At 72.3% G+C, this 25,314-nt stretch carries 25 protein-coding genes; 17 read left to right on the top strand and 8 right to left on the bottom strand.

The features are described from left to right. Positions 1 to 78 precede the first annotated feature (78 nt). A complete protein-coding gene (locus ACT01A_RS24000; protein WP_445149632.1) occupies positions 79 to 630 on the bottom strand; it encodes a TetR/AcrR family transcriptional regulator in 552 nt (183 codons plus the stop codon). Between the two features lie 61 nt (positions 631 to 691). Here ACT01A_RS24000 and ACT01A_RS24005 point away from each other — a divergent pair, with 61 nt between their 5' ends. Next, complete coding sequence (locus ACT01A_RS24005; RefSeq protein WP_445149633.1) at positions 692 to 1,420, top strand: SDR family oxidoreductase; 729 nt, start codon at positions 692 to 694, stop codon at positions 1,418 to 1,420. A gap of 4 nt (positions 1,421 to 1,424) precedes the next feature. Here ACT01A_RS24005 and ACT01A_RS24010 read toward each other — a convergent pair whose 3' ends face one another. From ACT01A_RS24010 to ACT01A_RS24025, 4 genes are read right to left on the bottom strand one after another with little or no spacing between them, the layout of a single operon-like run. Then, positions 1,425 to 2,936, bottom strand: a complete 1,512-nt coding sequence (locus ACT01A_RS24010) for an AMP-binding protein (protein ID WP_445149634.1) — start codon at positions 2,934 to 2,936, stop codon at positions 1,425 to 1,427. Positions 2,937 to 2,940: 4 nt separating this feature from the next. Next, the gene (locus tag ACT01A_RS24015; protein WP_445149635.1) at positions 2,941 to 3,579 is read right to left on the bottom strand and encodes a TetR/AcrR family transcriptional regulator; all 639 of its coding nucleotides are present in this window, start codon (positions 3,577 to 3,579) and stop codon (positions 2,941 to 2,943) included. A 16-nt stretch (positions 3,580 to 3,595) separates the two neighbouring features. Beyond that, a complete protein-coding gene (locus tag ACT01A_RS24020) occupies positions 3,596 to 4,804 on the bottom strand; it encodes a thiolase C-terminal domain-containing protein (protein WP_445149636.1) in 1,209 nt (402 codons plus the stop codon). Then, entirely contained in the window at positions 4,801 to 5,622 is an 822-nt protein-coding gene (locus ACT01A_RS24025) for an SDR family NAD(P)-dependent oxidoreductase (RefSeq protein WP_445149637.1), read from the bottom strand. The genes ACT01A_RS24020 and ACT01A_RS24025 overlap by 4 nt, the downstream gene beginning before the upstream one ends. A gap of 58 nt (positions 5,623 to 5,680) precedes the next feature. Between ACT01A_RS24025 and ACT01A_RS24030 the strand changes: the two genes are divergently transcribed. From ACT01A_RS24030 to ACT01A_RS24085, 12 genes are all read left to right on the top strand, one after another. After that, positions 5,681 to 6,142, top strand: a complete 462-nt coding sequence (locus ACT01A_RS24030) for an FAS1-like dehydratase domain-containing protein (protein ID WP_445149638.1) — start codon at positions 5,681 to 5,683, stop codon at positions 6,140 to 6,142. Then, positions 6,139 to 6,573, top strand: a complete 435-nt coding sequence (locus ACT01A_RS24035; protein WP_445149639.1) for a MaoC/PaaZ C-terminal domain-containing protein — start codon at positions 6,139 to 6,141, stop codon at positions 6,571 to 6,573. Before ACT01A_RS24030 ends, ACT01A_RS24035 begins: the two co-directional genes overlap by 4 nt. After that, complete coding sequence (locus tag ACT01A_RS24040) at positions 6,570 to 7,976, top strand: amidase (RefSeq protein ID WP_445149640.1); 1,407 nt, start codon at positions 6,570 to 6,572, stop codon at positions 7,974 to 7,976. Before ACT01A_RS24035 ends, ACT01A_RS24040 begins: the two co-directional genes overlap by 4 nt. Then, positions 7,973 to 9,061 carry an aromatic ring-hydroxylating oxygenase subunit alpha gene (locus tag ACT01A_RS24045; protein WP_445149641.1) on the top strand — a complete coding sequence of 363 codons (1,089 nt, stop codon included), beginning with the start codon at positions 7,973 to 7,975 and terminating at the stop codon, positions 9,059 to 9,061. Before ACT01A_RS24040 ends, ACT01A_RS24045 begins: the two co-directional genes overlap by 4 nt. 3 nt (positions 9,062 to 9,064) lie before the next feature. Continuing rightward, a complete protein-coding gene (locus ACT01A_RS24050; protein WP_445149642.1) occupies positions 9,065 to 10,234 on the top strand; it encodes an acyl-CoA dehydrogenase family protein in 1,170 nt (389 codons plus the stop codon). Positions 10,235 to 10,362: 128 nt separating this feature from the next. Beyond that, on the top strand, positions 10,363 to 11,082 hold the full coding sequence (locus ACT01A_RS24055) for a TetR/AcrR family transcriptional regulator (RefSeq protein ID WP_445149643.1): 720 nt from the start codon (positions 10,363 to 10,365) through the stop codon (positions 11,080 to 11,082). Continuing rightward, complete coding sequence (locus ACT01A_RS24060) at positions 11,079 to 12,728, top strand: ABC transporter substrate-binding protein (protein ID WP_445149644.1); 1,650 nt, start codon at positions 11,079 to 11,081, stop codon at positions 12,726 to 12,728. Before ACT01A_RS24055 ends, ACT01A_RS24060 begins: the two co-directional genes overlap by 4 nt. A 32-nt stretch (positions 12,729 to 12,760) precedes the next feature. Further along, positions 12,761 to 13,681: an ABC transporter permease gene (locus ACT01A_RS24065; RefSeq protein WP_445149645.1), complete on the top strand. Its 921-nt coding sequence runs from the start codon at positions 12,761 to 12,763 to the stop codon at positions 13,679 to 13,681. 82 nt (positions 13,682 to 13,763) lie between these two features. Next, complete coding sequence (locus ACT01A_RS24070) at positions 13,764 to 14,630, top strand: ABC transporter permease (protein ID WP_445149646.1); 867 nt, start codon at positions 13,764 to 13,766, stop codon at positions 14,628 to 14,630. Further along, on the top strand, positions 14,630 to 15,625 hold the full coding sequence (locus ACT01A_RS24075; protein WP_445149647.1) for an ABC transporter ATP-binding protein: 996 nt from the start codon (positions 14,630 to 14,632) through the stop codon (positions 15,623 to 15,625). Before ACT01A_RS24070 ends, ACT01A_RS24075 begins: the two co-directional genes overlap by 1 nt. Further along, complete coding sequence (locus tag ACT01A_RS24080; protein WP_445149648.1) at positions 15,618 to 16,436, top strand: ABC transporter ATP-binding protein; 819 nt, start codon at positions 15,618 to 15,620, stop codon at positions 16,434 to 16,436. The genes ACT01A_RS24075 and ACT01A_RS24080 overlap by 8 nt, the downstream gene beginning before the upstream one ends. After that, complete coding sequence (locus ACT01A_RS24085) at positions 16,433 to 18,064, top strand: amidohydrolase (RefSeq protein WP_445149649.1); 1,632 nt, start codon at positions 16,433 to 16,435, stop codon at positions 18,062 to 18,064. The genes ACT01A_RS24080 and ACT01A_RS24085 overlap by 4 nt, the downstream gene beginning before the upstream one ends. Here the strand turns inward: ACT01A_RS24085 and ACT01A_RS24090 are convergent. Both ACT01A_RS24090 and ACT01A_RS24095 read right to left on the bottom strand, forming a co-directional pair. Beyond that, entirely contained in the window at positions 18,061 to 20,334 is a 2,274-nt protein-coding gene (locus ACT01A_RS24090; protein ID WP_445149650.1) for a DEAD/DEAH box helicase, read from the bottom strand. The genes ACT01A_RS24085 and ACT01A_RS24090 overlap by 4 nt on opposite strands. 41 nt (positions 20,335 to 20,375) lie before the next feature. After that, on the bottom strand, positions 20,376 to 20,996 hold the full coding sequence (locus ACT01A_RS24095; protein WP_445149651.1) for a DedA family protein: 621 nt from the start codon (positions 20,994 to 20,996) through the stop codon (positions 20,376 to 20,378). Between the two features lie 64 nt (positions 20,997 to 21,060). Between ACT01A_RS24095 and ACT01A_RS24100 the strand changes: the two genes are divergently transcribed. Then, positions 21,061 to 22,074, top strand: a complete 1,014-nt coding sequence (locus ACT01A_RS24100) for an alcohol dehydrogenase catalytic domain-containing protein (protein ID WP_445149652.1) — start codon at positions 21,061 to 21,063, stop codon at positions 22,072 to 22,074. Between the two features lie 6 nt (positions 22,075 to 22,080). Here ACT01A_RS24100 and ACT01A_RS24105 read toward each other — a convergent pair whose 3' ends face one another. After that, positions 22,081 to 22,908 (bottom strand): alpha/beta fold hydrolase, encoded by an 828-nt coding sequence (locus ACT01A_RS24105; protein WP_445149653.1) that lies wholly within the window; start codon positions 22,906 to 22,908, stop codon positions 22,081 to 22,083. 41 nt (positions 22,909 to 22,949) lie between these two features. On the opposite strand from ACT01A_RS24105, the gene ACT01A_RS24110 reads away from it, so the two are divergent. The 3 genes from ACT01A_RS24110 (at position 22,950) to ACT01A_RS24120 (ending at position 25,281) form a co-directional block, all read left to right on the top strand. Continuing rightward, on the top strand, positions 22,950 to 23,714 hold the full coding sequence (locus ACT01A_RS24110) for a ferritin-like domain-containing protein (protein ID WP_445149654.1): 765 nt from the start codon (positions 22,950 to 22,952) through the stop codon (positions 23,712 to 23,714). A 73-nt stretch (positions 23,715 to 23,787) separates the two neighbouring features. Further along, complete coding sequence (locus ACT01A_RS24115) at positions 23,788 to 24,780, top strand: manganese catalase family protein (RefSeq protein ID WP_445149655.1); 993 nt, start codon at positions 23,788 to 23,790, stop codon at positions 24,778 to 24,780. Between the two features lie 3 nt (positions 24,781 to 24,783). After that, positions 24,784 to 25,281 (top strand): hypothetical protein, encoded by a 498-nt coding sequence (locus ACT01A_RS24120; protein ID WP_445149656.1) that lies wholly within the window; start codon positions 24,784 to 24,786, stop codon positions 25,279 to 25,281. Positions 25,282 to 25,314: the final 33 nt, after the last annotated feature.

A 25,314-nucleotide genomic window follows, 5' to 3' on the forward strand; every position in this document is an offset into this window, starting at 1 on the left:
AACGCCGCGGCCAGGGCCTGAGGCACGGCGCGCAGGCAACGACGACCGGGTACCTAGGTTCAGGCCGCCCGACCGGATCTAGAGCGGGCGCCGCGCGAGCACGTCGGCGACGATCTCCTCCAGCTCGCGCTTCTCGCCCCGCGCGAGCCACTGCTCGAAGCCCAGGCGCATCACGACGATCGCGAACTCGGCGGCCAGCTGCGCCTGGACCGCGTCAAGCCCGCGGGCGCCCAGCGCCTCGGCCAACGCGGCGGACATCGTGCGCTGCTTGATGAGCTCGCGCTCGCGCAGCTCGGGGTGCTCGTCCACCAGGGCGGCGAACCGCCGCAGGAACGGTCGCCGCGGCTGCATGTCTCGCGCGGCGGCGCGCAGTCCGGCCTCGATCGCCGTCGCGGTGGAGGCGCGCGCCGGCGCGCCGGCCACGCCGTCGACCAGCGCCGCGGTCACCGCCGCCTCGTTGCCGAACAGCACCTCGCGCTTGTCGCCGAAGTGGCGGAAGAACGTGCGCTCGGTCAGCCCGGCCTGCTCGGCGATCTGCTTGGCGGTCGTCTGCTCGAAGCCGTGCTGCGCAAAAAGCGCCAGCGCGGCGTCTTGCAGGCGTCGGCGTGCGTCGGGTTCCCAGCGGGCCACGCCGGACAGGCTATCGGACTTGATGTCAGCGGCTGACATCGGCCGTGCTAGCGTGATGTCGGTGACTGACATCGAAGGCAAGATCATCGCCATCACCGGCGCGAGCAGCGGCATTGGCGAGGCGACCGCGGAGCTGCTCGCCGCGCGCGGAGCCAAGGTCGTCCTCGGCGCGCGGCGCGAGGAGCCGTTGCGCGCGCTAGCCCAGCGCATCGGCCCGGACGCGACTTACCGCGTCACCGACGTCCGGCGCAGAGAGGACGTCGCGGCGCTCGTCGCGCTGGCGCGCGAGCGACACGGCCGGCTCGACGTGCTCGTCAACAACGCGGGCGTCGGCCCGATCTCCCGCCTCGACGCGCTGCGGGTCAGCGACTGGGAGGACATGATCGACATCAACCTCAAGGGCGTGCTCTACGGGATCGCCGCGGCGCTGCCGGTCTTCGAGGAGCAGGGCTCCGGGCACGTCGTCATCACGTCGTCGACCGCCGCGCACCGGATCGTCCCGACGATGGCCGTCTACGCCGCGACCAAGACCGCGGTCAACGTGGTGGCCGAGGGCCTGCGGCAGGAAGCCGTCCCGGGCGTGCGCGTGTCGGTCGTCTCGCCGGGCTACGTCTCCACGAACTTCGCCGACTCGGTCACCGATCCCGCGATCCGCGCGGAGATCGCCAAGGGCGGCGACGACATCGGCATCGCTCCCGCGGCGATCGCCCGCGCGATCGCCTTCGCCGTCGAGCAGCCCGAGGACGTCGACGTCGGCGAGATCGTCGTGCGCCCGACCGTGCAGCGCTAGGCGATCAGCGTGGCGCGTAGCGCTCGGCCAGGCGGCGCTTGAAGAGCTTGCCGGTGTCCTCGCGGGGCAGGTCCTCGAAGACCACGACGCGGGGGACCTTGTAGCCGGCGAGCTCTTGGCGGACGTGGTCGCGGACGGCGTCTTCGGACCCGACGGCGCCTGGGTGCAGCTGGACGTGGGCGGCGATGGCCTCGCCCCAGTCGGCGTCGGGGATGCCGAAGACCGCGACGTCGGCGACGCCGTCCATCGTCATCAGGCACTGCTCGATCTCGGCGGGGTAGACGTTGACGCCGCCGGAGATGACCATGTCCTTGACGCGGTCGGTGATGTGCAGGAAGCCGTCGGCGTCGAGGTGGCCGACGTCGCCGAGCGTCACGTAGTCCGCCAGGCCGACGGCCGCGCGCTGCTCGGGCAGGTTCATGTAGGTGAAGTCCGGCCAGACCGATGGCGGGCGCAGGTAGATCTCGCCGGTCTCGCCGGGCGCCGCGTCGCGTCCGTCGTCGCCGGCGACGATCCGCACCGCCGCGTCGCCGACCGGGCGCCCGACGGTGCCGGGGTGCGCCAGCCAGGACTCCGTGTCGGTGGTGACGACCAGACCGACCTCGGTGCCGCCGTAGTACTCGTGGATGACCGGGCCCCACCAGTCGATCATCGCCCGCTTGACCTCAACCGGGCACGGCGCGGCCGCGTGGACGACCGACCGCAAGGACGACACGTCGTACCGCGCGCGCGTCTCCTCAGGGAGCGCGAGCAACCGCGTGAACATGGTCGGGACCATCTGGATGTGCTCGATCCGGTGGGCCTGCACGAGCGCGAGCAGCGCCTCGGGGTCAAAGCGCGGCATCAGCGTCAGCTCGCAGCCCATGCGCACGGCAAACAGCGCGTGGACGTTGGGGGCGGTGTGGTAGAGCGGCGCCGGGATCAGCGTCTTCATCCCGGGCGCAAACGCCAGGCCTTGGCAGATCAGTTGCGCCAGCGCGGGGGCGCGGTCCGGCGGCGTGGGATCACGGACGACGCCCTTCGGCGTCCCGGTCGTTCCCGAGGTGTAGATGACGCTCATCGGCGCGGCGGTGACGGGCGCGCTGGGCGGCGCGCTCTCGGCGACCAGCGCCTCGTACTCTGCATGGCGATCGCTTGGCGTCGTGGCGGAACCCGCTAGCCCGAACGCTGCCGCCACCTCGTCCGGCGCCAGGACCTCGACGACCGTCGCGCCCGGCGCCGCCTCCTCGACCACGCCGACCAGGTCGCCGTGCGCGAGGACGACGCGGCTGCCGCTGTCGGCCAGCACGTGGGCGACCTCGCGGACCGTCCAGTGCGAGTTGATCGGCACGGGCGCGCAGCCCGCGAGGCCGATCCCGATCGACGCCTCCACGAAGCGCGCCTCGTTGTGCATCAACAAGGCGACGCGATCGCCCGGCTGCGCGCCAAGCGCGGCGAGGCCGCCGGCCAGCCGCGCGGCGCGTGCCGCCAGCTCCTCGAACGGGCGCTCCAACGCCCCTGACCGCAACAGCGTCATCGCTTCAAGACCTTCCGTCGTCGGGCAACAGCATGTCCAACAGGTCGCCGCGCGTCCCCGTCCATAGGCGGCGGGTCGACTGCGGCGAGTGGCGCAGCAGGCGCAGCAGCGCGACGCCGCGGATCGCCGCCAGCGCCGTCGTCCAGCGCGTCGAGAAGCCCGGCGTCTCGACGCGCTCGGCGCCGAACAGCTGAAGCGCGATCTCCGCGACGTGCGCCGACATCGCGCGCTCCTCCTCCTCGACCACGGCCTGGAGCTCGGGCGCCCCGCGCGAGGCGAGCGCCAGCTCGGTGACCGCGGCAAACAGCGGACCGCTGAACTGCTCGAAGAGAAAGTCCAGCGCCGCCTGCGCGCGCTCGCGCGGATCGCCGGCGGCCGTCTCGACCACGTCGCGGACTGCCTGCACCTCGCGCTCGGCGAGGTGCCGCAGCGCCTCGCCGACCAGCGCGGTCTTCTGCGGGAAGTGGCCCTGCGCCGCGCCGCGCGAGACGCCCGCGCGCTGGGCGACGGCCAGCGTCGTCAGCCCCTGGTAGCCGTGCTCGAGCAGCTCCTCGACGGCGGCGTCCAGCAGCAGCCGGCGGGTCGCGCGGCTGCGGTCCTGCTTGGGCTCTAGCGAGCCGAGGCGGGGCGTCGACGGGGTCATGGGCGCATTCTCGCGATCAGCTCGCGGGCGTGTAGACCGTGACCACGGCCGCGCCGCCCAGGCCGATGTTGTGCTGGAGCGCGACGCGGGCGCCGTCGACCTGCCGCGGGCCCGCGGACCCGCGCAGCTGCCAGGTCAGCTCGGCGCACTGCGCCAGGCCGGTCGCGCCGAGCGGATGGCCCTTGGAGATCAGACCGCCGCTGGGGTTGACGACCGGGCCGGTGCCGCCGTAGGTGGTGGCCTTGGCCTCGACCAGGTGGTGACCCTCGCCCTCGGCCGCGAAGCCGAGCGCCTCGTAGGTCAGCAGCTCGTTGGCCGAGAAGCAGTCGTGCAGCTCGCAGACGTCCACGGCCGCCGCGTCGACGCCCGCCTCCTCGTAGGCCAGCGTGGCCGCGCCCTTGGACATGTCGTAGCCGACGATCGTCGCGCAGCTCGCGCGCTCGTCGAACGTAGAGGCCAGGTCGGTGACCATCGCCTGCCCGGCGATCTCGATCGCGCCGGCCCAGAGGTCGTGGGCGTCGACGAAGCGCTCGCTGGCTACGACCACTGCGCCGGCGCCGTCGCTGGTCGGCGAGCACTGCAGCTTGGTCAGCGGCTCGTGGATCATCGGCGCCTCCAGGATCTCCTCCAACGTGTACGCCTTCTGGAACTGGGCGTAGGGGTTGTTGGTGGAGTGCAGGTGGTTCTTGTAGCCGATCCACGCGAAGTGCTCGGGCGTGGAGCCGTGGCGCTCCATGTGCTCACGCCCGGCGTTGCCGAACATCTGCGGCGCCATAGGGGAGCTTTCGGGCGCGCGCAGGTCGGCCATGCGGTCGAGGTGGCGGTCAAGCGCGGGCGTGCGATCGGAGTACTTCATGCCCAGCGATCCGCGCTCCATCTTCTCGAAGCCGATCGCCAGCACGCACTCGGCCAGCCCGCCGCGGATCGCCTGGCGCGCGAGCCACAGCGCCGAGGAGCCCGTCGCGCAGTTGTTGTTGACGTTGACAACAGGGACGCCGGTTAGGCCGAGGCCGTACACCGCCCGCTGGCCGTAGGTCGAGTCGCCGAAGCAGTAGCCGGCGAAGACCTGCTCGATCGCGCTGTACTCCACGCCCGCGTCGGCCAGCGCCGCGCCGCCTGCCTCGACCGCCCAGTCCGGGTAGTCACCGTCCTTGGTCCCGGGCTTGGCGAACGGCGTCATCCCGACGCCGACCACGAACGCCCGTCCCGCCGCGCCGGCCATCATGCACCCATCCCGAACGCGATGCCGCCGGAGACGTTGAGCACCTGGCCGGTGACGTAGTCGCTCCACGGCGAGCACAGGAACGCGATCCCGCCCGCGGCCTCGGCGGCGGTGCCCGGGCGGCCGAGCGCGATCATCGCGCTCATCGCGGCCTTCGCCTGCTCGGGGATGCCGACCGCGACCTCGCGGCCGTTGATGTCGATCTTGGTGTCCTCGGACTTCGGCGCGGTCAGCCGCGTGTCGATGACGCCGAAGGCCACCGCGTTGACGTTGACCTTGTAGCCGCCCCACTCACGGGCGAGCGTCTTGGTGAGCCCGATCACGCCGGACTTGGCGGAGGAGTAGTTGGCCTGCCCGGCGTTGCCGTAGGCGGCCAGCGACGCGACGTTGACGACCTTGCGGAAGACCTCGCGGCCCTCGGCGCGCTCGGCCTTGGCGGGCTCGCGCAGCAGCGGCGCGGCGGCGCGCAGCACGCGGAAGGGGACGATCGTGTGGATGTCGAGCATCGCCTGGAAGTCGGCGTCGCTGAGCTTGTGGACCGGTGCGTCGAGCGTGTAGCCGGCGTTGTTGACCACGATGTCGAGCTGGCCGCCGAAGGCCTCGGCCGCGGTGCCGACGAGCTCCTCGGCAGCGCCGTCGCGGGTGAGGTCGCCCGACCAGGCGATGGTGTCGTTGCCGAGGGCGGAGGCGGCCTGCGCGACCGCGTCTGCGTCGAGGTCGGCGATCAGGACCCGGGCGCCGCCGGCGACCAGCAGCTCGGCGGTCGCGAGCCCGATCCCGCGGGCCCCGCCGGTGATCACGGCGGTCTTGTCGTTGAACATGATCGGGACCGTAACAGAAAAAAACATCACGACGACTTTTTTGTGTACGGTGCCCGCCATGATCGACCCGGACCTGGTGGGCAAGGAGCTGGGAAGCGTGCGCTTCCCGGTCGAGCGGAGCAAGTTGTACGAGCTGGCCCGCGCGCTGCACGACGGCGATGCGACGTGGCATGACCCGGAGGCCGCGCAGGCCGCGGGCTTTGAGCGCGTGCCGCTGTTGCCGACCGCCACCGTCCTGGCCGACCACTGGCGTCCCGACGGCGCGCTCGCGCCGGCCATCGCCCTCGGCGCCGACCTGAACCGGCTGCTGCACGGCGAGGCCGCGTGGGAGTTCCTGCGGCCCGTCGCGATGGGCGAGGAGCTGCACGCGACCACGCGCGTCGTCGACATCACGACGCGCGAGGGCAAGCGCGGCGGGACGATGACGCTGGCGACGATCGCCACCGACTTCGTCGCGCCCGACGGCGAGGTCGCGATCCGTCGCGTCGACACGCTGGTCGAGACGGGAGCGGCGGCATGAGCGCCACCGAGACGCCGCTGTCGGTCGCGCCCGTCGCGCTCAGCGCCGGCGATGCGATGCCGGAGTCGACCGTGGGCCCGCTCACGCGCACCGACATCGTCCGCTACGCCGGCGCGGGCGGCGACCTCAACCCGATCCACCACGACGAGCCACTGGCCCAGGCCGCCGGCTTCCCCACGGTCTTCGGCATGGGGATGCTCCACGCGGGGATGCTCGGCGTGCGCCTCGCGCGCTGGGTCGGCCCGGACAACCTCAAGACCTACAAGGTGCGCTTCGTCGGCCAGGTCTGGCCCGGCGACGTGCTGACGTTCACGGGCGCCGTCGCGTCGGTGGACGACGGCGTCGCGACACTCGAGCTGGCGGTCGCCTCCTCGACCGGCGGCGAGGTCCTGCGCGCGACGGCGACCGCCGCGGCCGCGGTGGCGGCATGAGCATCGCTGGCACCGCGCTGCACGCGCTCGGCGCCCAGGAGGCGCTGGCGCTCTTCCGCACACGCGCGCTTTCGCCGGTCGAGCTGATGGAGGCGGTGCTGGCCCGAGCCGAGGCCGTCGAGCCGACCGTTAACGCGCTGCCGTTCACGCACCCCGAGCACGCGCTCGCCCAGGCCCGCGCGGCCGAGGCGCGCTACGCGGGCGGCGGCGACGGCACGCGCCCGCTCGACGGGCTGCCGGTCGCGGTCAAGGAGGAAGCGCCGATCGAAGGCCTGCCCAACACCTATGGGTCGCTCGTGCACGCCGAGGTCGTCGCGACCGAGACCGCGCCGTTCGTGGAGCGGATCCTCGCGGCGGGCGGCATCGTCCACGCCCAGACCGCCACGCCCGAGTACTCCTGCACGGCCACGACGCACTCGCGGCTGTGGGGCGCGACGCGCAACCCGTGGGATCCGTCGCGCGCGGTCGGCGGCTCGTCGGGCGGCTCGGCCGCCGCGCTGGCCTCCGGCACCGCGCCGCTGGCCACCGGCTCGGACATCGGCGGCTCGATCCGGATCCCGTCGGCCTACTGCGGCACGGTCGGCTTCAAGCCGCCGCCCGGGCGCGTGCCCGAGATGGCGCCGTTCAACCGCGATTACTACTGCCACGAGGGCCCGATGGCCCGCTCGGTCGCCGACGTCGCGCTGATGCAGAACGTGATCTCCGGCCCGCACCACACCGACGTCGCGTCGCTGCGTCCGAAGTTGTGGATCCCGGGCACGCCGGAGAGCATCGCGGGCTGGAAGGTCGCGGTCTGCGTGACGCTCGGCGACTACGCGGTCGATGCCGACTGGGCGGCCAACACGCTGGCGGTCGCCGACGCGCTGCGCGCCGCGGGCGCCGACGTCCAGGAGGTCGAGCTGCCGTGGACCGCCGAGCAGATCGGCCATGCGGCGCTCTGTCACCTGGGGACGACGATGGGCGCCGGGATCGGCGCGTTGCTCGACGAGCACCGCGACCAACTCAATGACTACACCATCGCGCTGGCTGAGCGGGGCCGGGCGCTGCCGCGCGAGGCGCTGCTGGAGGGCATGGCGATCGAGGGTGGGTTGTACCCCGCCTTGGGCCGCCTGCTCGAAGACCACCGGGCGCTGATCTGCCCGACGATGGCCGTGGGGTCGTGGGAGGCGGGCGTGACCGTGCCGCTGGACCAGATGACGCGGGAGGCGATGACGCTCCCGTTCAACATGTTCTCCAACTGCCCGGTGATGGCGATGCCGTCCGGCTTTGCGGCCGACGGGCTGCCGACCGGCGTGCAGGTCGTCGGCCCGACGTTCGACGACGTGTCGGTCTTCGCGGTCGCGGCGGCGATCGAGCGCGAGCGCCCGTGGCCGCGGCTGGCGCCGGACGGGGCGCGAGCGTGAGCGCCGCCGAGATCCAGCACGTGGCGCTCGACGCCACGTTGTACTCCGACCCTGCGCGCGCCCGTGCGGAGATCACCACCATCTTCCGCTCCACGTGGCAGGTCGCCGCGCTGGCCCACGAGCTGGCGACGCCCGGCTCCTACGCCACGGCCGAGATCGGCGGGATGCCGGTCGTCCTGACGCGCGACCTCGACGGCGTCCTGCACGGCTTCCGCAACGTCTGCCCGCACCGGGCGATGATCCTGGCGCAGGGCGCTGGCCCGGCCAAGCTCCTGCAGTGCCCCAACCACGCGTGGACGTTCACGCTCCAGGGCCGCCTGCGCAACGCGCCGCGCGCCGATCGCGAGCCGTCGTTCTGCCGCGACGGCCTCGACCTACAGCCGGTCGCAGTGTGCGAGTGGGGCCCGCTCGTGCTGGTCAACGTGGATGCCAACGCGCAGCCGCCGCGCGCCGAGCTCGACGCCATGAGCGCGTCGATCGCCGCCGCCGGCATGGATCTCGACGCGCTCGTCCCGGTCGGGCCGGTCTATGACTGGGACATCAGGGCCAACTGGAAGATCGTCTGCGAGAACTACCTCGAGTGCTACCACTGCGCGGTCGTCCACCCGAGCTTCTCCAAGGTCTTCGACGTCAGCGCCGAGCGCTACGCCTTGGCGCCCGCCGGGGACCTGCTCTCGGCCACCGCCGAGGTCAAAGAGACCAGGAAGGTCGACGAGCAGCAGGCGGTCCTGGCCACACAGGCTGGGCCGGTGCAGGGCAGCCTCTGGCACCTGCTCTTCCCGTCCATGACCATCAACATCTACCCGGGCGAGGGCGCGTTCGAGGCCACGTGGTACTGGCCCGTGGACGCGAACACGACCGCGGGGCGGACCGCGGTCTTCCTGCCCGAAGGCGCCTCGGAGGAGTACGCGCGCCAGGTCACCGAGCTCTCGCTGCAGGTCGGCGAGGAGGACAACCGCCTCTGCGAGGCGATGCACCGCGGCATGGCGTCGGGCGCGATCGAGCGCGGGCGGCTGATGGAGGACAGCGAGGCGCTGCTGGTCCGCTTCCAGCGCCGCGTGCGCGAGCTGATGGGCGAGGTGTAGGCCTTGCTCGCGCAGACGCCCCGTTACGGCGACGAGCACGAGGACTTCCGCGCGAGCTGGCGGGCGTTCCTGGACCGCCACGTCGTGCCGCACGTCGAGGCGTGGGAGGACGACGGCGTCCCGCGCGAGCTCTTCGCGCGCGCCGGCGCCGACGGCTTCCTCGGCCTCCAGGTGCCCGAGGCCTACGGCGGCGCCGGGGTCACCGACTTCCGCTTCAACGCGATCCTGGCCGAGGAGGCCCACCGCGTCGGCGCCGCCTCGGTCGCGTTGGCCATCACCCTGCACAACGACGTCGTGTTGCCCTACATCTTGGACGCGGGCAACGACGAGCAGCGGGCGCGCTGGCTGCCCGGCACCGTCTCCGGCCAGCTGGTCCTCGCGGTCGCGATGACCGAGCCCGGCACCGGCTCGGACCTGGCGGCCATCGCCACGACGGCCCGTCGCGACGGCGAGCACTACGTCGTCAACGGCGCCAAGACGTTCATCACCAACGGCCTCAACGCCGACCTCGTCGTCACCGCGGTCAAGACCGACCCGGCCCAGCGCCACCGCGGGTTGAGCCTCGTGGTCCTCGAGCGCGGCATGGCGGGCTTCACCCGCGGGCCGCGGCTGCGCAAGATCGGCCTGCACGGGCAGGACACCGCGGAGCTGTTCTTGGAGGACGTGCGCGTCCCGGTCGCCAACCGGCTGGGGGAGGAGGGCCAGGGCTTCGGCCTGCTGACCGGCAACCTCGCCCAGGAGCGGCTGTCGATCGCGATCGGCGCGGTCGCCGCGGCGCGCGCCGGGTTGGACTGGACGATCGCCTACGTCCGCGAGCGCCACGCGTTCGGCGCGCCGATCGGGACGCTGCAGAACACGCGCTTCGTGCTGGCCGACTGCGCCACCGAGGTCGAGGTCGGCCAGGCCTACGTCGAGCGCTGCATGGAGCGGCTGGCCGAAGGCGCGCTCAGCGTCGAGGCCGCAGCGGCCGCCAAGCTGTGGTGCACCGAGCTGCAGGGCCGCGTCCTGGACCGCTGCCTCCAGCTCTTCGGCGGCTACGGCTACATGGCCGAGTACCCGATCGGCCGCGCCTTTGCTGACGCGCGCGTCAGCCGGATCTACGGCGGCGCGAACGAGGTCATGCGCGAGATCGTGGGCCGGTCGCTGGCACTCGATGGGCGGGTGTCGGCATGAGCCTCGCGCGCTACCGGACCTCGCAGTCGCCAAGTCGTCCAACGTCGCGAGCGGCCGCGCGCCGCCCCGTCCACTGTGGTGTCAACAACGTTGACACCAGCGATGGCGTAGGCGTACGGTGCTCCGCCATGGAGGAGCGAGCGGCGCACGAAGCCGCTGAGCCGCCGCGTGCGCGGCTGGACCGGGAGCGCATCTTGGACGCGGCCGAGGCGGTCGCGGCCCGCGAAGGCGTGGGGCGGCTGACGATGCGCCGGATCGGCGCGGAGCTGGGCTCTGACCCGACCGCGATCTACCGCCACTTCCGCAGCAAGGACGAGCTGCTGGTGCAGCTGGCCGACCGGCTCTTCGGAACCGAGATCGAGGTCGACCCGTCCCTGCCTTGGCGCGAGCAGCTGAAGATCGAGCTGCGCCACGCGATGTACCGCTACCGCAGCCACCCGGAGCTCGCGCGGCTGCTGGCCGTCCAGCCCGACGACACGCCGAGCTTGCAGCGGATCGCCGAGCGCAACCTGCAGACGCTCACCGAGCTGGGGCTGACCGACGCCCAGGCGGCGATGGTCTTCCAGGTCATCGAGAACCACGTCGTCGGCACGGGCCTCTACTTCGCCCACGTCGAGGACGCCAACGACCCCCGCCTGCGCGACCCCGACGCGATGCGTCGCGCGTACGCGCTGCTGCCCGCCGACCGCTTCCCCAACGCGGTCCGCGCGGCCGCGCACCTCTTCCCGGACCTGGACGCGAGCTTTGACTTCGGCAGCGACCTGATCCTGGACGCCATCGAGCGACTGGTCGCCGAGGGCGGCGACGAGCCCGGTTCCACCCCCACCGACGGAGTGCCAACACCATGACGAGAGTTCTCCCGGCGACGGCGGTCGCCGCCGCCCTGGCCGCCTTGGCCGTGAGCGGCTGCGGCAAGGCCGCGCCCTCGACCGACACCGGCAGCGCCACCAACGCCGCCGCGCCGACCTCCACGACGCAGCTGCCGGCGACCACGCCGGCGGGCACGAGCGAGGTCGGCAAGATCACCTGGGCGACCTACCGCGAGGTCGGCACGCTCGACCCGATCCAGGCCTTCGACTACCCGGAGAACACGGTGGTCACGGCGTTGTGCGATGCCTTGATCAAGCAGCAGCCCGACGGCACGCTGGCCCCCGGCCTCTCGGCGCTGCCCGAGCATCCCGACGACACGACGACGGTCTTCAAGCTCCAGGACGGCGTCACGTTCTCCGACGGCAAGCCGGTCACCGCCGCCGACGTCGCCTACAGCCTCAACCGCGCCGCCGACCCCAAAGCCGGCGGCTTCTACCCGGCGGTCTTCGCGCGCGTCAAGTCGATCACCGCGACCGACGGCACGACCGTGACGATCAAGCTCAAGCAGCCGGACTTCTGGCTCGACGGCGAGCTGTCGCAGATGGCGGGCATCGTCTACGAGAAGGCCTACGCCGAGTCCAAGGGCAAGGCCTTCGGCACGCCAAGCGGCGGCATCGTCTGCGCGGGCCCGTACAAGGTCGGCAAGTGGAAGGCCGGCGCGCAGCTGTCGCTTGTAAAGAACGACAACTACTGGGGTCAGGACAAGCCGAAGGTCTCAGAGATCGACTTCAAGGGCGTCCCGGACGAGTCCTCGCTGACCACCGGCCTGATCACCGGCGGCATCGACGGCAGCTACCCGCAGGCGCTGAGCGCGCTGGACCAGCTCAAGACCAACAACAAGGTCACGGTCTCCGAGGGGCCGTCCTACGCGATGGACGCGATCGTGATCTCCAGCCTGAAGGGCGCGCTGGGCGACGTGCGCGTCCGCCAGGCGCTGTCGCTGGCGATCGACCGCAAGGCCTACATCCAGACCGTCTACAAGGGCGGCGCGCAGCTGCCGCGCACGCTGGCCAACCCGGGCGCCTGGGGCTACAGCCGCGAGACCTTCGAGGCCGACTGGGACAAGCTCCCCGAGCCCGCGCAGGACATCGCCAAGGCCAAGGGGCTGGTCGAGGAGGCCGGCGCTGCCGGCAAGACCATCACCTTGGGTATGACCAGTGAGGTCTCCAACCTCAACTCGTCGGCCAACGCGATCCGCAGCGCGGGGCAGGCGATCGGGCTGAAGGTGAAGTTCAAGGCCGTCTCGGCACAGAACTTCATCAACTTCTTCACCGACCCCAAGGCGCGTGAGGGCATCGACGGCTTCCCGACCGTCAACTACCCCGACTACGCCGACCCGGCCGCGTTCTACAACACGTTCGTCGCCGCCGACGGCAGCCAGAACTACTCCGGCTTCAGCGACGAGCAGATCAACAAGCTGATGGGCGAGGCCCGGGAGACGGCGGATCCCGCCGCCCGCGCCAAGCTCGTCGTGCAGGCCGGCGACCGGATCATGGAGCAGCTGCCCTGGATCCCGATGGCCGCGCCCAGCAACGTGCTGATCACGTCGTCGAAGATCACCGGCGCCCCGGCCTCGTTCGTCTACATGGGCGGGCCCTGGGCCAACCTCATCGGGGGCAAGTAGCGATGTGGGGGTTCGCCGCCAGGCGTGCGGCGATGCTGGTGGCGGCCCTGCTGGTGTCGAGCTTCGTGGTCTTCGCGTCGCTCGACCTCGCGCCCGGCGATCCGCTCTCGACGCTCTCCGGCGGCCGCACGCTGCCGCCGGAGGCCGTCGCCCAGCTGCGCGCGCAGTACCACCTCGACGACGGGTTCGTGGAGCGCTACGTCCACTGGCTGGGCAACGTGGTGCTCCACGGTGACCTCGGGACGTCGATCGCGTTTCGCGAGAGCGTCACCTCGGTGATCGGTGCGCGGATCGGCACGACGATCGACCTGGTGCTCTACGCGGCGCTGTTGATCATCGTCTTCGGCGTCGGCCTCGGCGTCCTGTCGGGGCTGCGGCGCGGGCTGCTGGACTCATCGATCGTGGTGCTGACCACGGTCTTCGCGGCGGTGCCCTCGTTCGTGGCGGCGATCGTGTTGTTGTCGGTCTTCAGCGTCAACCTGGGGTGGTTGCCCGCGCTAGGCGGAGGTGACGGCGGCTTTGACACCGTCAAGCACCTCACCTTGCCGGCGATCGCGCTGGCGTTGAGCGCGATGGCGATCGTCGTGCGCGTGACCCGCGTGGCGGTCCGGACCGAGCTCGGGCGCGAGCACGTGCAGACCGCGGTCTCGCGCGGCATCCCGTACCCGCAGGTCGTGCGCAAGCACGTGCTGCGCAACGCGGCGATCCCCGTGACCACGGTGGTCGGCATCACGATCACCTCGCTGATCGCGCTCAGCGCCGTCGTCGAGCGCGCGTTCTCGCTCGACGGCCTCGGCGCCGCGCTGGTCCAGGCGGCGTTGTCGAAGGACTTCGCGGTCGTGCAGGGGATCTCGCTGGTCTTCGTCGCGACGTTCGTGGTCGCTAACGCGGTCGTCGACCTCTTGTACGCCTTCATGGATCCGCGCGTCGCGATGGGGAGCCGGGCCACATGAGCACGCGGAAGACCTCGCCCAGAGGGCTCGGCTTCCGGGCGCGAGCTCGCCAGGGGCTCCCTCGCACGGCCGAGGTGACTCGATGAGCACGAGCACCCCCGCCGTCGTCCTGCAGCAGGCCCGTGGGAAGCGCCGCCGCGTGGCGGGCAACCAGGTCGTGTTCTGGGTCTGCTCGGCGGTCGTCGGGATCGCGGTCTTCCTGGCGATCTTCGGGCCGGCGCTGGCGCCTCAGGATCCCGACGCCTCCAACCTGGCCAACGCCTTCGTGGGGCCGGCGTCCGGCCACGCGCTGGGCTTCGACGCGCAGGGCCGCGACCTGCTCAGCCGCGTCCTGACCGGCGCGCGCACGTCGATGGCCGGGCCGTTCCTGGTGGTCGTCGTCGCGATGGCCGCGGGCACGACGCTGGCGATCACGGCCGCGTGGGCCGGCGGTTGGGTCGACGCGGCGATCTCGACCGTGCTCGACATCATGTTCTCGTTCCCGGCGATCCTGCTCGCGGTGCTGGCCGCGGCGGTCTTCGGACCCGGGATCACCGCGCCGACGCTGGCGCTCGGCGCGGCCTATACGCCCTACATCGCCCGCGTGCTGCGCGGCGCCGCGCTGCGCGAGCGGGCGCGCGAGTACATCGCGGCGTGCGAGGTCCAGGGCGTGAGCGCCCTGGCGATCTGCGCGCGCCACCTGGCGCCGAACCTCCTGCCGCTGATCACCGCGCAGGCGACGCTGACCTTCGGCTACGCGATGGTCGACTTCGCCGCGATCTCCTACATCGGGCTGGGCGTGCAGCCGCCGACCGCCGACTGGGGCGTGATGGTCTCCAGCGGCCAGGCCGGAGTGCTGCAGGGCTATCCGCTGGAGTCGCTGGCCGCGGGCGGGTCGATCGTGCTGGTGGTCGTCGCCGTCAACCTGCTGGGCGAGCGCCTGGCCGCCAAGGACGCGGAGGGACGCTGATGGGCACGCTGCTGGAGGTCGAGCACCTGGCCGCGCGGCTGCCTGTGGAGGGCGAGCTGCGCACCGTTCTGCACGACGTGTCGCTGTCGATCGGCGAGGGCGAGGCGGTGGGGTTGGTCGGCGAGTCCGGCTCGGGCAAGTCGATGACCGCGCGCGCCGTGGCGCGGCTGCTGCCGCGCGGCGCGAAGGTCGAGGGCGCGATCCGCTACGACGGCAAGGACGTCGGCGCGCTGAAGGGCGGCGGGCTGCGCGACTACCGCGGCGAGGTCGCGATGGTCTTCCAGGACCCGCGCGCGCACGTCAACCCGGTGCGGACGATCGGCGACTTCATGATGGAGGCCTTGCGCTCGCTGCGCGGGGTCGACAAGGCCGCGGCGCGACGGCGGGCGGTGCAGGCGCTGGCCGAGGTCGGGATCCCGGACGGCGAGCGGCGGTTGGAGCAGTACCCGCACGAGCTGTCGGGCGGCCTGCTACAGCGCGTGATGATCGCCACCATGTTGCTCACGGAGCCCAGGTTGGTGCTGGCTGATGAGCCGACGACCGCGCTGGACGTCACGACGCAGGCCGAGGTGATGGCGATTCTCGACGAGCTGCGACGCGAGCGCGGGATGGCGTTGTTGTTCATCACGCACGACCTGGAGCTCGCAGGCGCGGTGTGCGACCGGACGTCGGTCATGTACGCGGGGCAGATCGTCGAGACGCGCGAGAGCGCCAAGCTGCACGACGACCCGCTGCACCCGTACACCGCGTCGCTGGCGACCGCGCGGCCAACGATCGACGCGTCGGTTCATCGACTGACGGCGATCCCGGGGCGTCCGGTGAGCGCGTTCGAAGCGCCGGAGGGCTGCGCGTTCGCGCCGCGCTGTGCGCACGTCCGCGATGCCTGCCGTGCCGTTCGGCCGCCGCTGGAGCCGCTCGACGGTGGGCAGGTGCGGTGCATCCGCGCCGAGGAGCTGCGCGGAACGCTGGCCGCGGAGGTGGCGCATCATGGCTGATCTCGTCCTTGAAGCGACGGGCCTGCGCAAGGAGTTCGGCGAGGTCGTCGCGGTTGATGGGGTCGACCTGGCGGTGCCGCGCGGCGGCTCGCTGGCGATCGTCGGCGAGTCGGGCTCGGGCAAGACGACCGTCGCCAAGATGATCGTCGGGCTGGAGGCGCCGACGGCCGGCACGATCACCGCGTGCGGCAGCGACCGCAGCGCGCCGGCGCGCGGAGCCAAGGAGCGCCGGCGGCGCGGCGGCGAGGTCCAGATCGTCTTCCAGGACCCGTACTCCTCGCTGGACCCGCGGCACAGCGCGCAGCAGGCGATCGACGAGGTGCTGCGGCTGCACCGTCCCGAGATCGACAAGGCGGCGCGCGCGGCGCGGATCGCCGAGCTGGGCGAGTTGGTGGGGTTGGACGAGCGCCAGCTGCGCGCACGCCCGCGAGCCTTGAGCGGCGGCCAGCGCCAGCGGATCGCGATCGCGCGCGCCCTCGCCGCCGAGCCGCAGGTCGTGATCCTGGACGAGTCGGTCGCGGCGCTGGACGTCTCGATCCAGGCGCAGATCCTCAACCTGCTGGCCGACATCCGCGAGCAGACCGGCATCTCCTACATCCTGATCTCCCACGACCTCGCCGTGGTGCGGCAGATCACCGACGAGGCGATCGTCATGCACCGCGGGAAGGTCGTAGAGCGGGGCAGCACCGCCGACGTGCTCGACCACCCGCAACAGCCCTACACCCAGCTCCTGCGGGCATCAGTCCCGCGGCCGGGCTGGAAGCCGGCGCGCACGCTGCGCGCCACGACCGAAGGAACCTCACCCGCATGACCCCGCCGCTGGACCTCGCGCTCGTCAACGGGCGCGTGCGCACGATGGACCCCGACCTCGACGGGGCCGGTGGTGAGACGACCGCGATCGGCGTCCGCGGCGATCAAGTCGTCGTCCTCGGTGACGACGCCGCCGTGCGCGCCGAGGCCGACGGGTCGACCGAGGTGGTGGACTTGAAGGGCGCGGTCGTGCTCCCGGGGATCGTCGACTCCCACGTCCACCCGTTCCACGGCGCGCTGGACGCGCGCGGCGCCGACCTCATGGACGCGCGCACGCTGGACGACGTCCAGCGCCTGGTGGCAGCCGAGCGCGCGAAGTGCGCGCCGGACCAGTGGGTGCTGGGCTTCGGGTTGGACTACAACGCGTTCGCGGAGTCGGGCATCAGCGGCGAGCTGATCGCCGTGGCGGCGGGCGGCGGGCCGGCGTTGTTGACGTTCATCGACTTCCACACCGCCTTGGCCACGCCGCGGGCGCTGGAGCTGGCGGGCGTCGACGGCCCGCGGACGTTCCCTGAGCACGCTGAGATCGTGGTCGGCGCCGACGGGCGGCCGACCGGCGAGCTGCGCGAGCGCGGCGCGATGGACCTGGTCAGCGCGGCGCAGCCTGCGCTGACCGACGCCGAGCGCTACAAGATCCTCGCCGACCAGCTGGGACGCTTCGCGGCGACCGGCATCACCGGCCTGCACGGGATGGACGGCACGCTGGAGACCCTCGACACGCTGCGCGAGCTGGAGGGCAACGGCGACCTGATCACCCGCATGGTGATGCCGTTCTGGTCCCAGCCCGACACGCCCGAGGAGACGTGGGAGGCCTACGCCCGGCACCGCGAGGAGCGCGGCGAGCGCTGGCGCATGGGCGTCGCCAAGCTGTTCATCGACGGCGTCATCGACACCGGGACCGGCTGGCTCTTCGAGGCCGACTCCGAGGGCGACGGCCTCGCGCCGTTCTGGCCCGACATCGACAAGTACTTCCGCGCCGTGGCGTTCTTCGCGTCCGAGGGTTTCCAGATCGTCACGCACGCCACCGGCGACCGCGCCGTCCACGAGGCGCTCAACGCCTACAAGAAGGCCGGCGCCGCGCCGGGCGTCCGGCACCGGATCGAGCACATCGAGACGCTGCAGCCCGACGACCTGCCGCGCTTCGCCGCCGAGGGCGTCATCGCCTCGATGCAGGCCCAGCACATGATGTGGATCGAGCCCGACCGCAGCGACAACTGGTCCCGGCGCCTGGGCGCCGAGCGCACCGCGCCCGGCCGCGCCTTCCCGATCCGCTCGCTGTGGGAGTCCGGCGCGCTCGTGACGCTCGGCTCCGACTGGCCCGTGGCCCGCTACGACTGGCGCGAGGGCCTGGCCGCCGCGCAGCTGCGCCGCCCGCCCGGCCACCCCGAGCGCGAGGCTTACGACGACCAGGGCCTCACCGCGCTCCAGGCGCTGGAGGGCTACACGACGCGTCCCGCCCAGACCGTCGGCGACGACCGGCTCGGCGCGCTGCGCCCCGGCCGCCTGGCCGACCTCACGGTCGTGGGCGAGGACCCGGTCGAGATCCCGGCCGACGACCTGCCGTCCAACCCGGTGGTGTTGACCGTGGTCGGCGGCGAGGTCGTCTTCCGCGGCGCCAGCGTGGACTAGCGCGCGGCGCCGGCGCCGTCCTCCGACAGCCAGTCCAGCAGCTCGTCCAGGACGGCGTCCTGGCCGGCGACGGTGCCGTCGGTGGCGGCGCGGATCAGCTCGCGCTTGCGGTCGATGACCGCGGCGATGCGCTCGTCGATCGTGTCGGCGGCCAGGAGGTACCAGGCGGTGACCGCCTCCTCCTGGCCGATGCGGTGCACGCGGTCCTCGGCCTGGTCGTGGGCGGCGGGCGTCCAGCCGAGCTCGACGAAGGCGACGTTTGAGGCGGCGGTCATCGTCAGCCCGACGCCGGCAGCGTCCAGCGAGCAGACGATCAGACGGCAGGCGTCATCGGTCTGGAAGCGCTCGACCTCGGCGGCGCGGCCGTCGGCGTCGAGGCGGCCGGTCGCGCAGGCGGCGCCCGGGAAGGCCTCCAACAACGCGTCGCCGATCTCGCGGTGGCGGCAGAAGACCACCAACTTCTCGCCGGTTTCGGTGAAGTTGGCGATCCACTCTCGCGCGCCGTCGAGCTTGCCGCGCGCCGCCATCAGCGCCAGCTGCGTGATCCGGACCAGCGCCTGGGCGCGGCGGGCGCGCTGCTCGGCGTCGCGGCCGCGCTCGCGGATCGCGGCGGCGCGCTCGTCTTCGTCCAGGCTGGCGATCTCGCGGGCGAACGCCGCGTCGGCCTCGGCCTGGGCGCGGACCCAGGCGGCGACGTCGGATTGCGCGGCGCGGTACTCGGTGGCGTTGGCGATCGCGACCGGCACGATCACGCGCTGCTTGGCCGGGAGGTGGCGCAGCACGTCGGCCTTGCGACGGCGCACGAAGCAGGTCCGGCGCAGCCGCCGGTTGAGCGTGTCGAGCTCCTGCCCGCGCGCGTAGACGCGAGCGAAGCGCCGCGCGCCGCCGATGGCGTCGAGGCGGCCGAGGATCTTCAGCTGGGCGGCGAGCTCCTCGGGGCGGTTGAGGACCGGCGTGCCCGAGAGCAGCAGGACGATCGCGTCGTCGGGCAGCGCGGTCGCGATCTCCGTGACCGCCTGGGTCCGGCGCGCCGTCGGGGTCTTGCAGAAGTGCGACTCATCGAGGACCAGCGCTTGCGGCGGGTCGGCGAGCGCGCCGTCGACCAAGGTATGGGTGATCTCGTAGCTGGCCACGGAGATGTCGTGCGCGCCGATGGCGTCGCCTCCGGCCAGGCCGCCGCGGGTGCGGTGGGGCAGCCAGCGCTCGGCCTCGCGCAGCCAGTTGATGCGCAGCGACGCGGGCGCGACGATCAGCGCCGGGTAAGCGCCGGCGGCTTCGAGCGTCGCGAGCGCCTGGATCGTCTTGCCCAGCCCGGGCTCGTCGGAGAGGAACGTGCGGCGCGCGAGCAGCGCGTAGTCGACGGCGGCGCCCTGGAACGGGCGCAGCGGCGCGGTGAGCCCGTCGACGTCGACGCGGCCTTCCTCGGCGCGGGAGAGCTGCTCGAGCGCGTCGGCCGTGCCGGCCCGGACCGCCGCGGCGTCGAGCGCGGGGAGGACGTCCTGGCCGCGGTCGCCCTGCAGCTCCGGCCGCGCTTCGAGCAGCGCGCGCAGGCGGCCGTCGCCGTGGATCGAGACCCACCAGGAGTCGAAGCTGCGGGTGACCACGCCGAGCGGCGCGAGGTCCGCTTCGAGGTCGGGGTGGCAGCGACGGCAGAGGCGCAGGCCGACCTCGCCGGCCGCGTTCTCGGCGACGGCCACGTCGCAGCGGTGCGCGACGTCGCGGATCGCGGCCGCGGTCAGCGACGGCTGCTCGTAGCGGCCGACGCGCTTGCGCACCTCGGGCGTGGCGGTGAGCGTCGTGATGCGGTCGAGCTCGTCGCCGAGCGCCTCCAGCGGCCCTTCGCGCGCGGGGATCCACCAGCGGTCCAGGACCGGGTCGTGGCGGCGCTCGGGCAGCTGCGCGAGCACGGCGCGCAGCTCGCGGTCGGGCTCCATCGCGATGACGACGCCGGGCACGCCGGGCTTGTGCTCGCAGAAGTGCGCGACCGCGGTCGCGGCCTCGGGCAGCTGCTCGACGGCCGTCAGCAGCCCCTCGGCGTCAGGCGCGACCTCGATCCACGGGTGCAGCGCGACCAGCTGGCGGACGGCACGCGCGACGGCCGGGACCGCGGGCGCGCTCCAGCGGTTCGGCTCGCGGATCGGATCACGCAGGACGTGGGGCAGCGCCGCCAGCGCACCGGCCAGCCCATCGCCCGGCACCGTCGTCACCACGAAGTGCGACCCCATCGACTCGATCTCGAGCGTCGCGTTCGCGGTGGGGGACGGCACCATCGGCTTGAGGGTATTGGGCGCGCTCGCGCGCCGCCGTCGCCCTAGCGGTCACGCAGCCGCAGGCGCAGTACCCACGCGCCGCCCGCGACCAGGACGATCCCGAGCAGCGGCTTGGAGAGCGATCCGATCGTGTCGGCCGCGCGGTCCCACTCGGCGCCGAGCAGGTAGCCGATGCCGATCAGCAGCGCGTTCCACACCAACGTGCCGATCAGGCTCGCGCCCAGGTACAGCCCGCGCGACATCTGCAGCGTCCCCGCCGGCAGCGCGATGAGGCTGCGCACGCCCGGCACGCAGCGCCCGAGCAGGACGACCCAGGCGCCGCGCCGCGCGAACCAGCGCTCGGCGTCGTCCAGGCGCGCCTCGTCGATCCGGGCGATCCGCGCGAAGCGCAGCGCGAACGGCCGCCCGCCGCGACGCGCCATCTCATACAAGATGGTCGCGCCGAGCATCGCGCCGGCCGTCGACGCGAGCAGCACGCCGGGCCAACCGAGGTCGCCGCGCTCGATCAAGTACCCCGACAACGGCAGGATCGCCTCCGACGGGATCGGCGGGAAGAGCGTCTCGGCGAACATCAGCGCGAACACGCCCAAGTAGCCGAGATCCTCGAGGAGCTGGGTGGTCGAGAGCGCCAGCATGGTGTCGGGGACCACGGTCTCGATCATGGCAGGCGTCTCGCGTCGGCGCGCCACGGAGCGCCAGGCGCCGGGACCGGCGAGAATGGCACGCATGCGTGCCGTGTTGTTCGAGCAGTTCGGAGGCCCGCTGCGGGTCGACGTCGTCGCCGACCCGGAGCCGCCGCGCCACGGCGCGGTCGTGCGGGTCGAAGCCGCGGGCCTGTGCCGCAGCGACTGGCACGGCTGGATCGGGCACGACCCGGACATCCCGTCGCTGCCGCACGTCCCGGGGCACGAGCTGGCCGGGACGGTCGTGGCGGTCGGCGCCGACGTGACGCGCTGGCGAGAGGGCGACCGCGTGACGGTCCCGTTCACCAACGCCTGTGGGACCTGTGCGACGTGCGCGACCGGCAACCACCAGATCTGCGACGACCAGCGTCAGCCGGGGTTCACGCACTGGGGCGCGTTCGCCGAGCTCGTCCGGCTGGACTGGGCTGATGTCAACTTGGTGGCCTTGCCCGAAGGCATGGACATGGCCTCGGCCGCGTCGCTGGGCTGCCGCTTCGCGACGGCCTGGCGCGCGGTCCTGCAGGTCGGGCGCGTGCAGGCGGGCGAGTGGGTCGCCGTGCACGGGTGCGGTGGCGTCGGGCTGTCGGCGATCATGATCGCGGCCGCCGCCGGCGCGCGGGTCGTCGCGGTCGATGTCGCGCCCGCGGCGTTGGAGATGGCGCGGGCGGTGGGCGCCGAGGTGGCGGTCGAGGCCGGGACCGACGTCCGCGACGTCACGGGCGGCGGCGCGCACCTCAGCCTCGACGCGATCGGCCACCCGGCGGCGGTCGACGCCTCCATCAACGGCCTGCGCAAGCACGGCCGCCACGTGCAGGTCGGCTTGCTGCCCGAGCCCGCGGCCGTGCCGCTGGACGTCGTGATCACCCGCGAGCTGGCGCTGCTGGGCTCCCACGGCCTCGCCGCGCACGCCTACCCGGCGATGCTCGACCTCGTCGCCACCGGCCGCCTCGATCCCGCGCGCTTGATCACGCGCCGCATCGGGCTGGACGAGGTGCCGGAGGCGCTGTCGGCGATGAGCACGTCATCGCCCACGGGCGTGACGGTCATCGCCCCCTGACGGCGCTCACGCCGCGCTGCGATCTGAGAGCGCGGTCTCGAGCAGCAGCTCGGTGATGGTCGGCGTGTCGTCCCACATCGGGATGTGGCCGCAGCCTTCGAGGATCACGGTGCGCGCGGCCGGCGCGGCGAAACGGGTGGGGCGAATGAGGCGGTCGCGGTCGCCGAACGCGAGGGTGACCGGAACGGTGATCTCCGCGGCGCCGGTGAAGGCGCTCTGGCGCATGGCGGTGCTGGTGGCGTCGTAGGCGGTCGCGCGGGCGTAGGAGCTGATCATCCGCCAGGCGGCGTGGTAGGGCACGCGGTCGGGCTGGGCGACGAACGGCGACAGGATCGTGCGCCGGACACGGCGGCTGAGCAGCGCGACCGGGATCAGCGGGCGCAGGCGGCGGGCGGTGCGGTGCGCGCGGCCGCGGACGGTGGGTGACTCGCCGGGGCGGGCCAGCGGCGCGCCCCAGAGCCCGGCGGGACAGATGCCGGTGACGCTGCGTGCACGGCCCGTCCGTGCCAGCTCCAGCGCGACCCACCCGCCGAGCGAGTTGCCGGCGACGTGGGCCGTCGCAAGCCCCAGCTCGTCCATCAGCCCGGCGACCGCCGCGGCCAGCGCGCGCGGGGTGGGGGTGACGTCGTCGGGCAGCGCGCGCGAGCGGCCGAAGCCCGGCAGGTCGAGGGCGACGACCTCGTGGTGGGGCTCCAGCCCGGCGAGCACGGGCTCCCACACGCACGCTTCGCCGCCCAGGCCGTGGATGAGCAAGTACGGCGGCCCCGATCCCGACCGGAGGTAATGGAGTGGCTGCTGAGTGGTGGTGCGCCAGGACATGGAGTTGGGCGACATGTTGATGATCCGAGTGGTCGTTGGTTGCGCTAGCCAAGAGCATGACCAACATCAGGATCGAGGAGCTGGACTCGTCCGGCGACCTGCGCCAGGCAGCCGATGACGCGGGGGCGTGGGATCCCAGCGGAACGCGGCGCGAGATGTTGCGCAACGCGGGGATCGGCGGTGCGGCGGTCTTCGGGGTCGGCGCATTGCTGTCGCCGCTGGATGCGTTCGCCGCAGCGAGCTCCGGCCAGAAGGGCGCCTACTCCACCTCCGGATCGAAGTCGATCCGGCGTGGCAAGGCCAATGCCAACGACGTCAAGATCGGTAATTACGCGCTGACGCTGGAGTACCTGGAGGCCGCGTTCTACGCTGCCGCCGTCCAGGCCAACTTCGCCGATGCGGACATCAACGCGGCGGCCAAGACGCTCGCCGCACACGAGGCTGCGCACGTCGCGGCGCTCAAGAAGGTGCTGGGCAAGGCCGCGGTCAAGGCGCCGACGGTCAACACCGACACGGTCGGCAAGCTCCTGGCCGACCAGAACACGTTCATCAAGACCGCCGCGGCGATCGAGCCGGTCGGCACCGCCGCCTACGCGGGCGCCGGTCCGTACCTGAACAACCTCTCGATCGTGAAGGCCGCGCTCTCGATCCACTCGGTCGAGGCCAACCACGCCGCCTACACCGCGGCGCTGGTCAAGTTCAAGGGGATCGACCCGACCATCGACCCGATCCCGAACGCCTTCAACCCGGCGTTCTCGTTCAACAAGACCATCAAGACGGTCGGCTCGCTGGATCTCGTCAAGGGCGACCTGCAGCCGTAGTCGCCCGAGGGGTTTCCCCGGCCGCCCTCGGACGCATGTTTGCCGAGGGCGGCCGGCGCGGGAGGTCTAAGTCATGATCACCCGCATCGACCGTCTCGGCGTCGCGCTACCGCCGCCGTCCGACCCCGATCCCGACGGCGCCGCCGCCGTTCAGGAGCTGATGGGCGGTCGCTTCGGCGAGATGTCCACGTTCATGAACTACACGTTCCAGTCGTTCAACTTCCGTGGACGACAGGCAGCGCGGCCGTTCTATGACCTGATCGCCAACATCGCCGCCGAGGAGTTCGGCCACATCGAGGTCGTGGCCGCGGCGATCAACACCATGTTGACCGACCCCGCGCAGGTCGACGCGCAGGCACCGGACGCGACGCTGGCCAAGTACAAGGGCATCGGCGCCTCCCATCACTTCCTGGCCGGCGGCAAGGGCGCGCTGCCCGCCGACTCGCGCCAGATCCCGTGGACCGGGGACTACGTGTTCTCCTCCGGCGACCTGGTCGAGGACCTGACCCACAACTACTTCCTGGAGACCGGGGCCCGCAACGGCAAGTTGAAGGTCTACCAGATGGTCGACCACCCGGTGGCTCGCGCGCTGACCGGCTACTTGCTCGTGCGCGGCGGCGTCCACCAGGTCGCCTACGCCCGCGCGCTGGAGAAGCTCACCGGTGTGGACATGACCAAGGCCTTCCCGGCGCCGCGGATTGCGACCGACAAGATCCCGGAGTGCAAGCCGCACATCGAGAAGGGCCTGCACCGGATCCTGTACCGCTTCTCGACGACCGACTACCACGAGATCTCGGCGGTCTTCAACGGCCCGCATCCCGAGACCGGGGAGGACCTGATCGTCGAGGACGGCCCGCCGGAGGGCGCGCTGCCCAACGACCTCCCGCCGCAGACCGACGTCTTCGCCCCGGACTACGCGCCCGAAGACATCGCCGAGATCGCCCAGAGGCTGCGCAAGGCCGCGGGCTTCGACGCGCCGACCGGCAAGGTCGCCAACGCGCCTGAGGGCGTGATGGACAAGCTCAAGGACGTCGTGCAGGACGCCAAGGACTCGGCGAAGTCCTAGGCCATGGCTGAACTCACCAAGCTGGAGAGCAAGATTGCGGAGGTCCTCGGGCTGGCCATGGCCAGCCAGGAGGCCGCCGACACGGTCCGCGACCTCTTCGACGACGACGGCCACGAGCTGGTCGATGTCTTGAAGACGATGCGCCAAGAGGCACGTGAGACCCAGAAGCGCTGTACCGCTGTCGCGGGGACGTTTGACCGCAAGAAGACGGCGATCCTCGCCGCGGCCAAGGAGACCAAGGCCGAGGCGGTCGACATGATGGACACCTACCTCGAGGGCGAGGAGGATCCGCTCGACGGCTTCGAGTTCCTCACCATGGCCGAGGCCGGCGAGGTCGGCCATTGGCTGGTCGTCTCCAAGCTCAACCAGAAGGCCGGCAACGCGGAGGTCACCGCGCTGGCCGACTGGGCGTTGGAGGTCCAGCAGCGCCACTTCCAGCAGGCGCTCGACGCGTCGGTTCTCTTGGCCGGCGAAGAGGATCCGGAGGAGATCGAGGACTGAAGTCGAGGAGCAGCGAGCGGGGCGCGACGCCTG

This window comes from Baekduia sp. Peel2402 (genome assembly GCF_052567285.1).

Coding starts and splice junctions, on each gene's coding strand:
- ACT01A_RS24010 (WP_445149634.1), bottom strand. CDS start 2,936: ATGACGCTGTTGCGGTCAGGGGCGTTGGAGCGCCCGTTCGAGGAGCTG.
- ACT01A_RS24015 (WP_445149635.1), bottom strand. CDS start 3,579: ATGACCCCGTCGACGCCCCGCCTCGGCTCGCTAGAGCCCAAGCAGGAC.
- ACT01A_RS24020 (WP_445149636.1), bottom strand. CDS start 4,804: ATGATGGCCGGCGCGGCGGGACGGGCGTTCGTGGTCGGCGTCGGGATG.
- ACT01A_RS24025 (WP_445149637.1), bottom strand. CDS start 5,622: ATGTTCAACGACAAGACCGCCGTGATCACCGGCGGGGCCCGCGGGATC.
- ACT01A_RS24030 (WP_445149638.1), top strand. CDS start 5,681: ATGATCGACCCGGACCTGGTGGGCAAGGAGCTGGGAAGCGTGCGCTTC.
- ACT01A_RS24035 (WP_445149639.1), top strand. CDS start 6,139: ATGAGCGCCACCGAGACGCCGCTGTCGGTCGCGCCCGTCGCGCTCAGC.
- ACT01A_RS24040 (WP_445149640.1), top strand. CDS start 6,570: ATGAGCATCGCTGGCACCGCGCTGCACGCGCTCGGCGCCCAGGAGGCG.
- ACT01A_RS24055 (WP_445149643.1), top strand. CDS start 10,363: ATGGAGGAGCGAGCGGCGCACGAAGCCGCTGAGCCGCCGCGTGCGCGG.
- ACT01A_RS24060 (WP_445149644.1), top strand. CDS start 11,079: ATGACGAGAGTTCTCCCGGCGACGGCGGTCGCCGCCGCCCTGGCCGCC.
- ACT01A_RS24065 (WP_445149645.1), top strand. CDS start 12,761: ATGCTGGTGGCGGCCCTGCTGGTGTCGAGCTTCGTGGTCTTCGCGTCG.
- ACT01A_RS24070 (WP_445149646.1), top strand. CDS start 13,764: ATGAGCACGAGCACCCCCGCCGTCGTCCTGCAGCAGGCCCGTGGGAAG.
- ACT01A_RS24075 (WP_445149647.1), top strand. CDS start 14,630: ATGGGCACGCTGCTGGAGGTCGAGCACCTGGCCGCGCGGCTGCCTGTG.
- ACT01A_RS24080 (WP_445149648.1), top strand. CDS start 15,618: ATGGCTGATCTCGTCCTTGAAGCGACGGGCCTGCGCAAGGAGTTCGGC.
- ACT01A_RS24085 (WP_445149649.1), top strand. CDS start 16,433: ATGACCCCGCCGCTGGACCTCGCGCTCGTCAACGGGCGCGTGCGCACG.
- ACT01A_RS24090 (WP_445149650.1), bottom strand. CDS start 20,334: ATGGTGCCGTCCCCCACCGCGAACGCGACGCTCGAGATCGAGTCGATG.
- ACT01A_RS24095 (WP_445149651.1), bottom strand. CDS start 20,996: ATGATCGAGACCGTGGTCCCCGACACCATGCTGGCGCTCTCGACCACC.
- ACT01A_RS24100 (WP_445149652.1), top strand. CDS start 21,061: ATGCGTGCCGTGTTGTTCGAGCAGTTCGGAGGCCCGCTGCGGGTCGAC.
- ACT01A_RS24105 (WP_445149653.1), bottom strand. CDS start 22,908: ATGTCGCCCAACTCCATGTCCTGGCGCACCACCACTCAGCAGCCACTC.
- ACT01A_RS24110 (WP_445149654.1), top strand. CDS start 22,950: ATGACCAACATCAGGATCGAGGAGCTGGACTCGTCCGGCGACCTGCGC.
- ACT01A_RS24115 (WP_445149655.1), top strand. CDS start 23,788: ATGATCACCCGCATCGACCGTCTCGGCGTCGCGCTACCGCCGCCGTCC.
- ACT01A_RS24120 (WP_445149656.1), top strand. CDS start 24,784: ATGGCTGAACTCACCAAGCTGGAGAGCAAGATTGCGGAGGTCCTCGGG.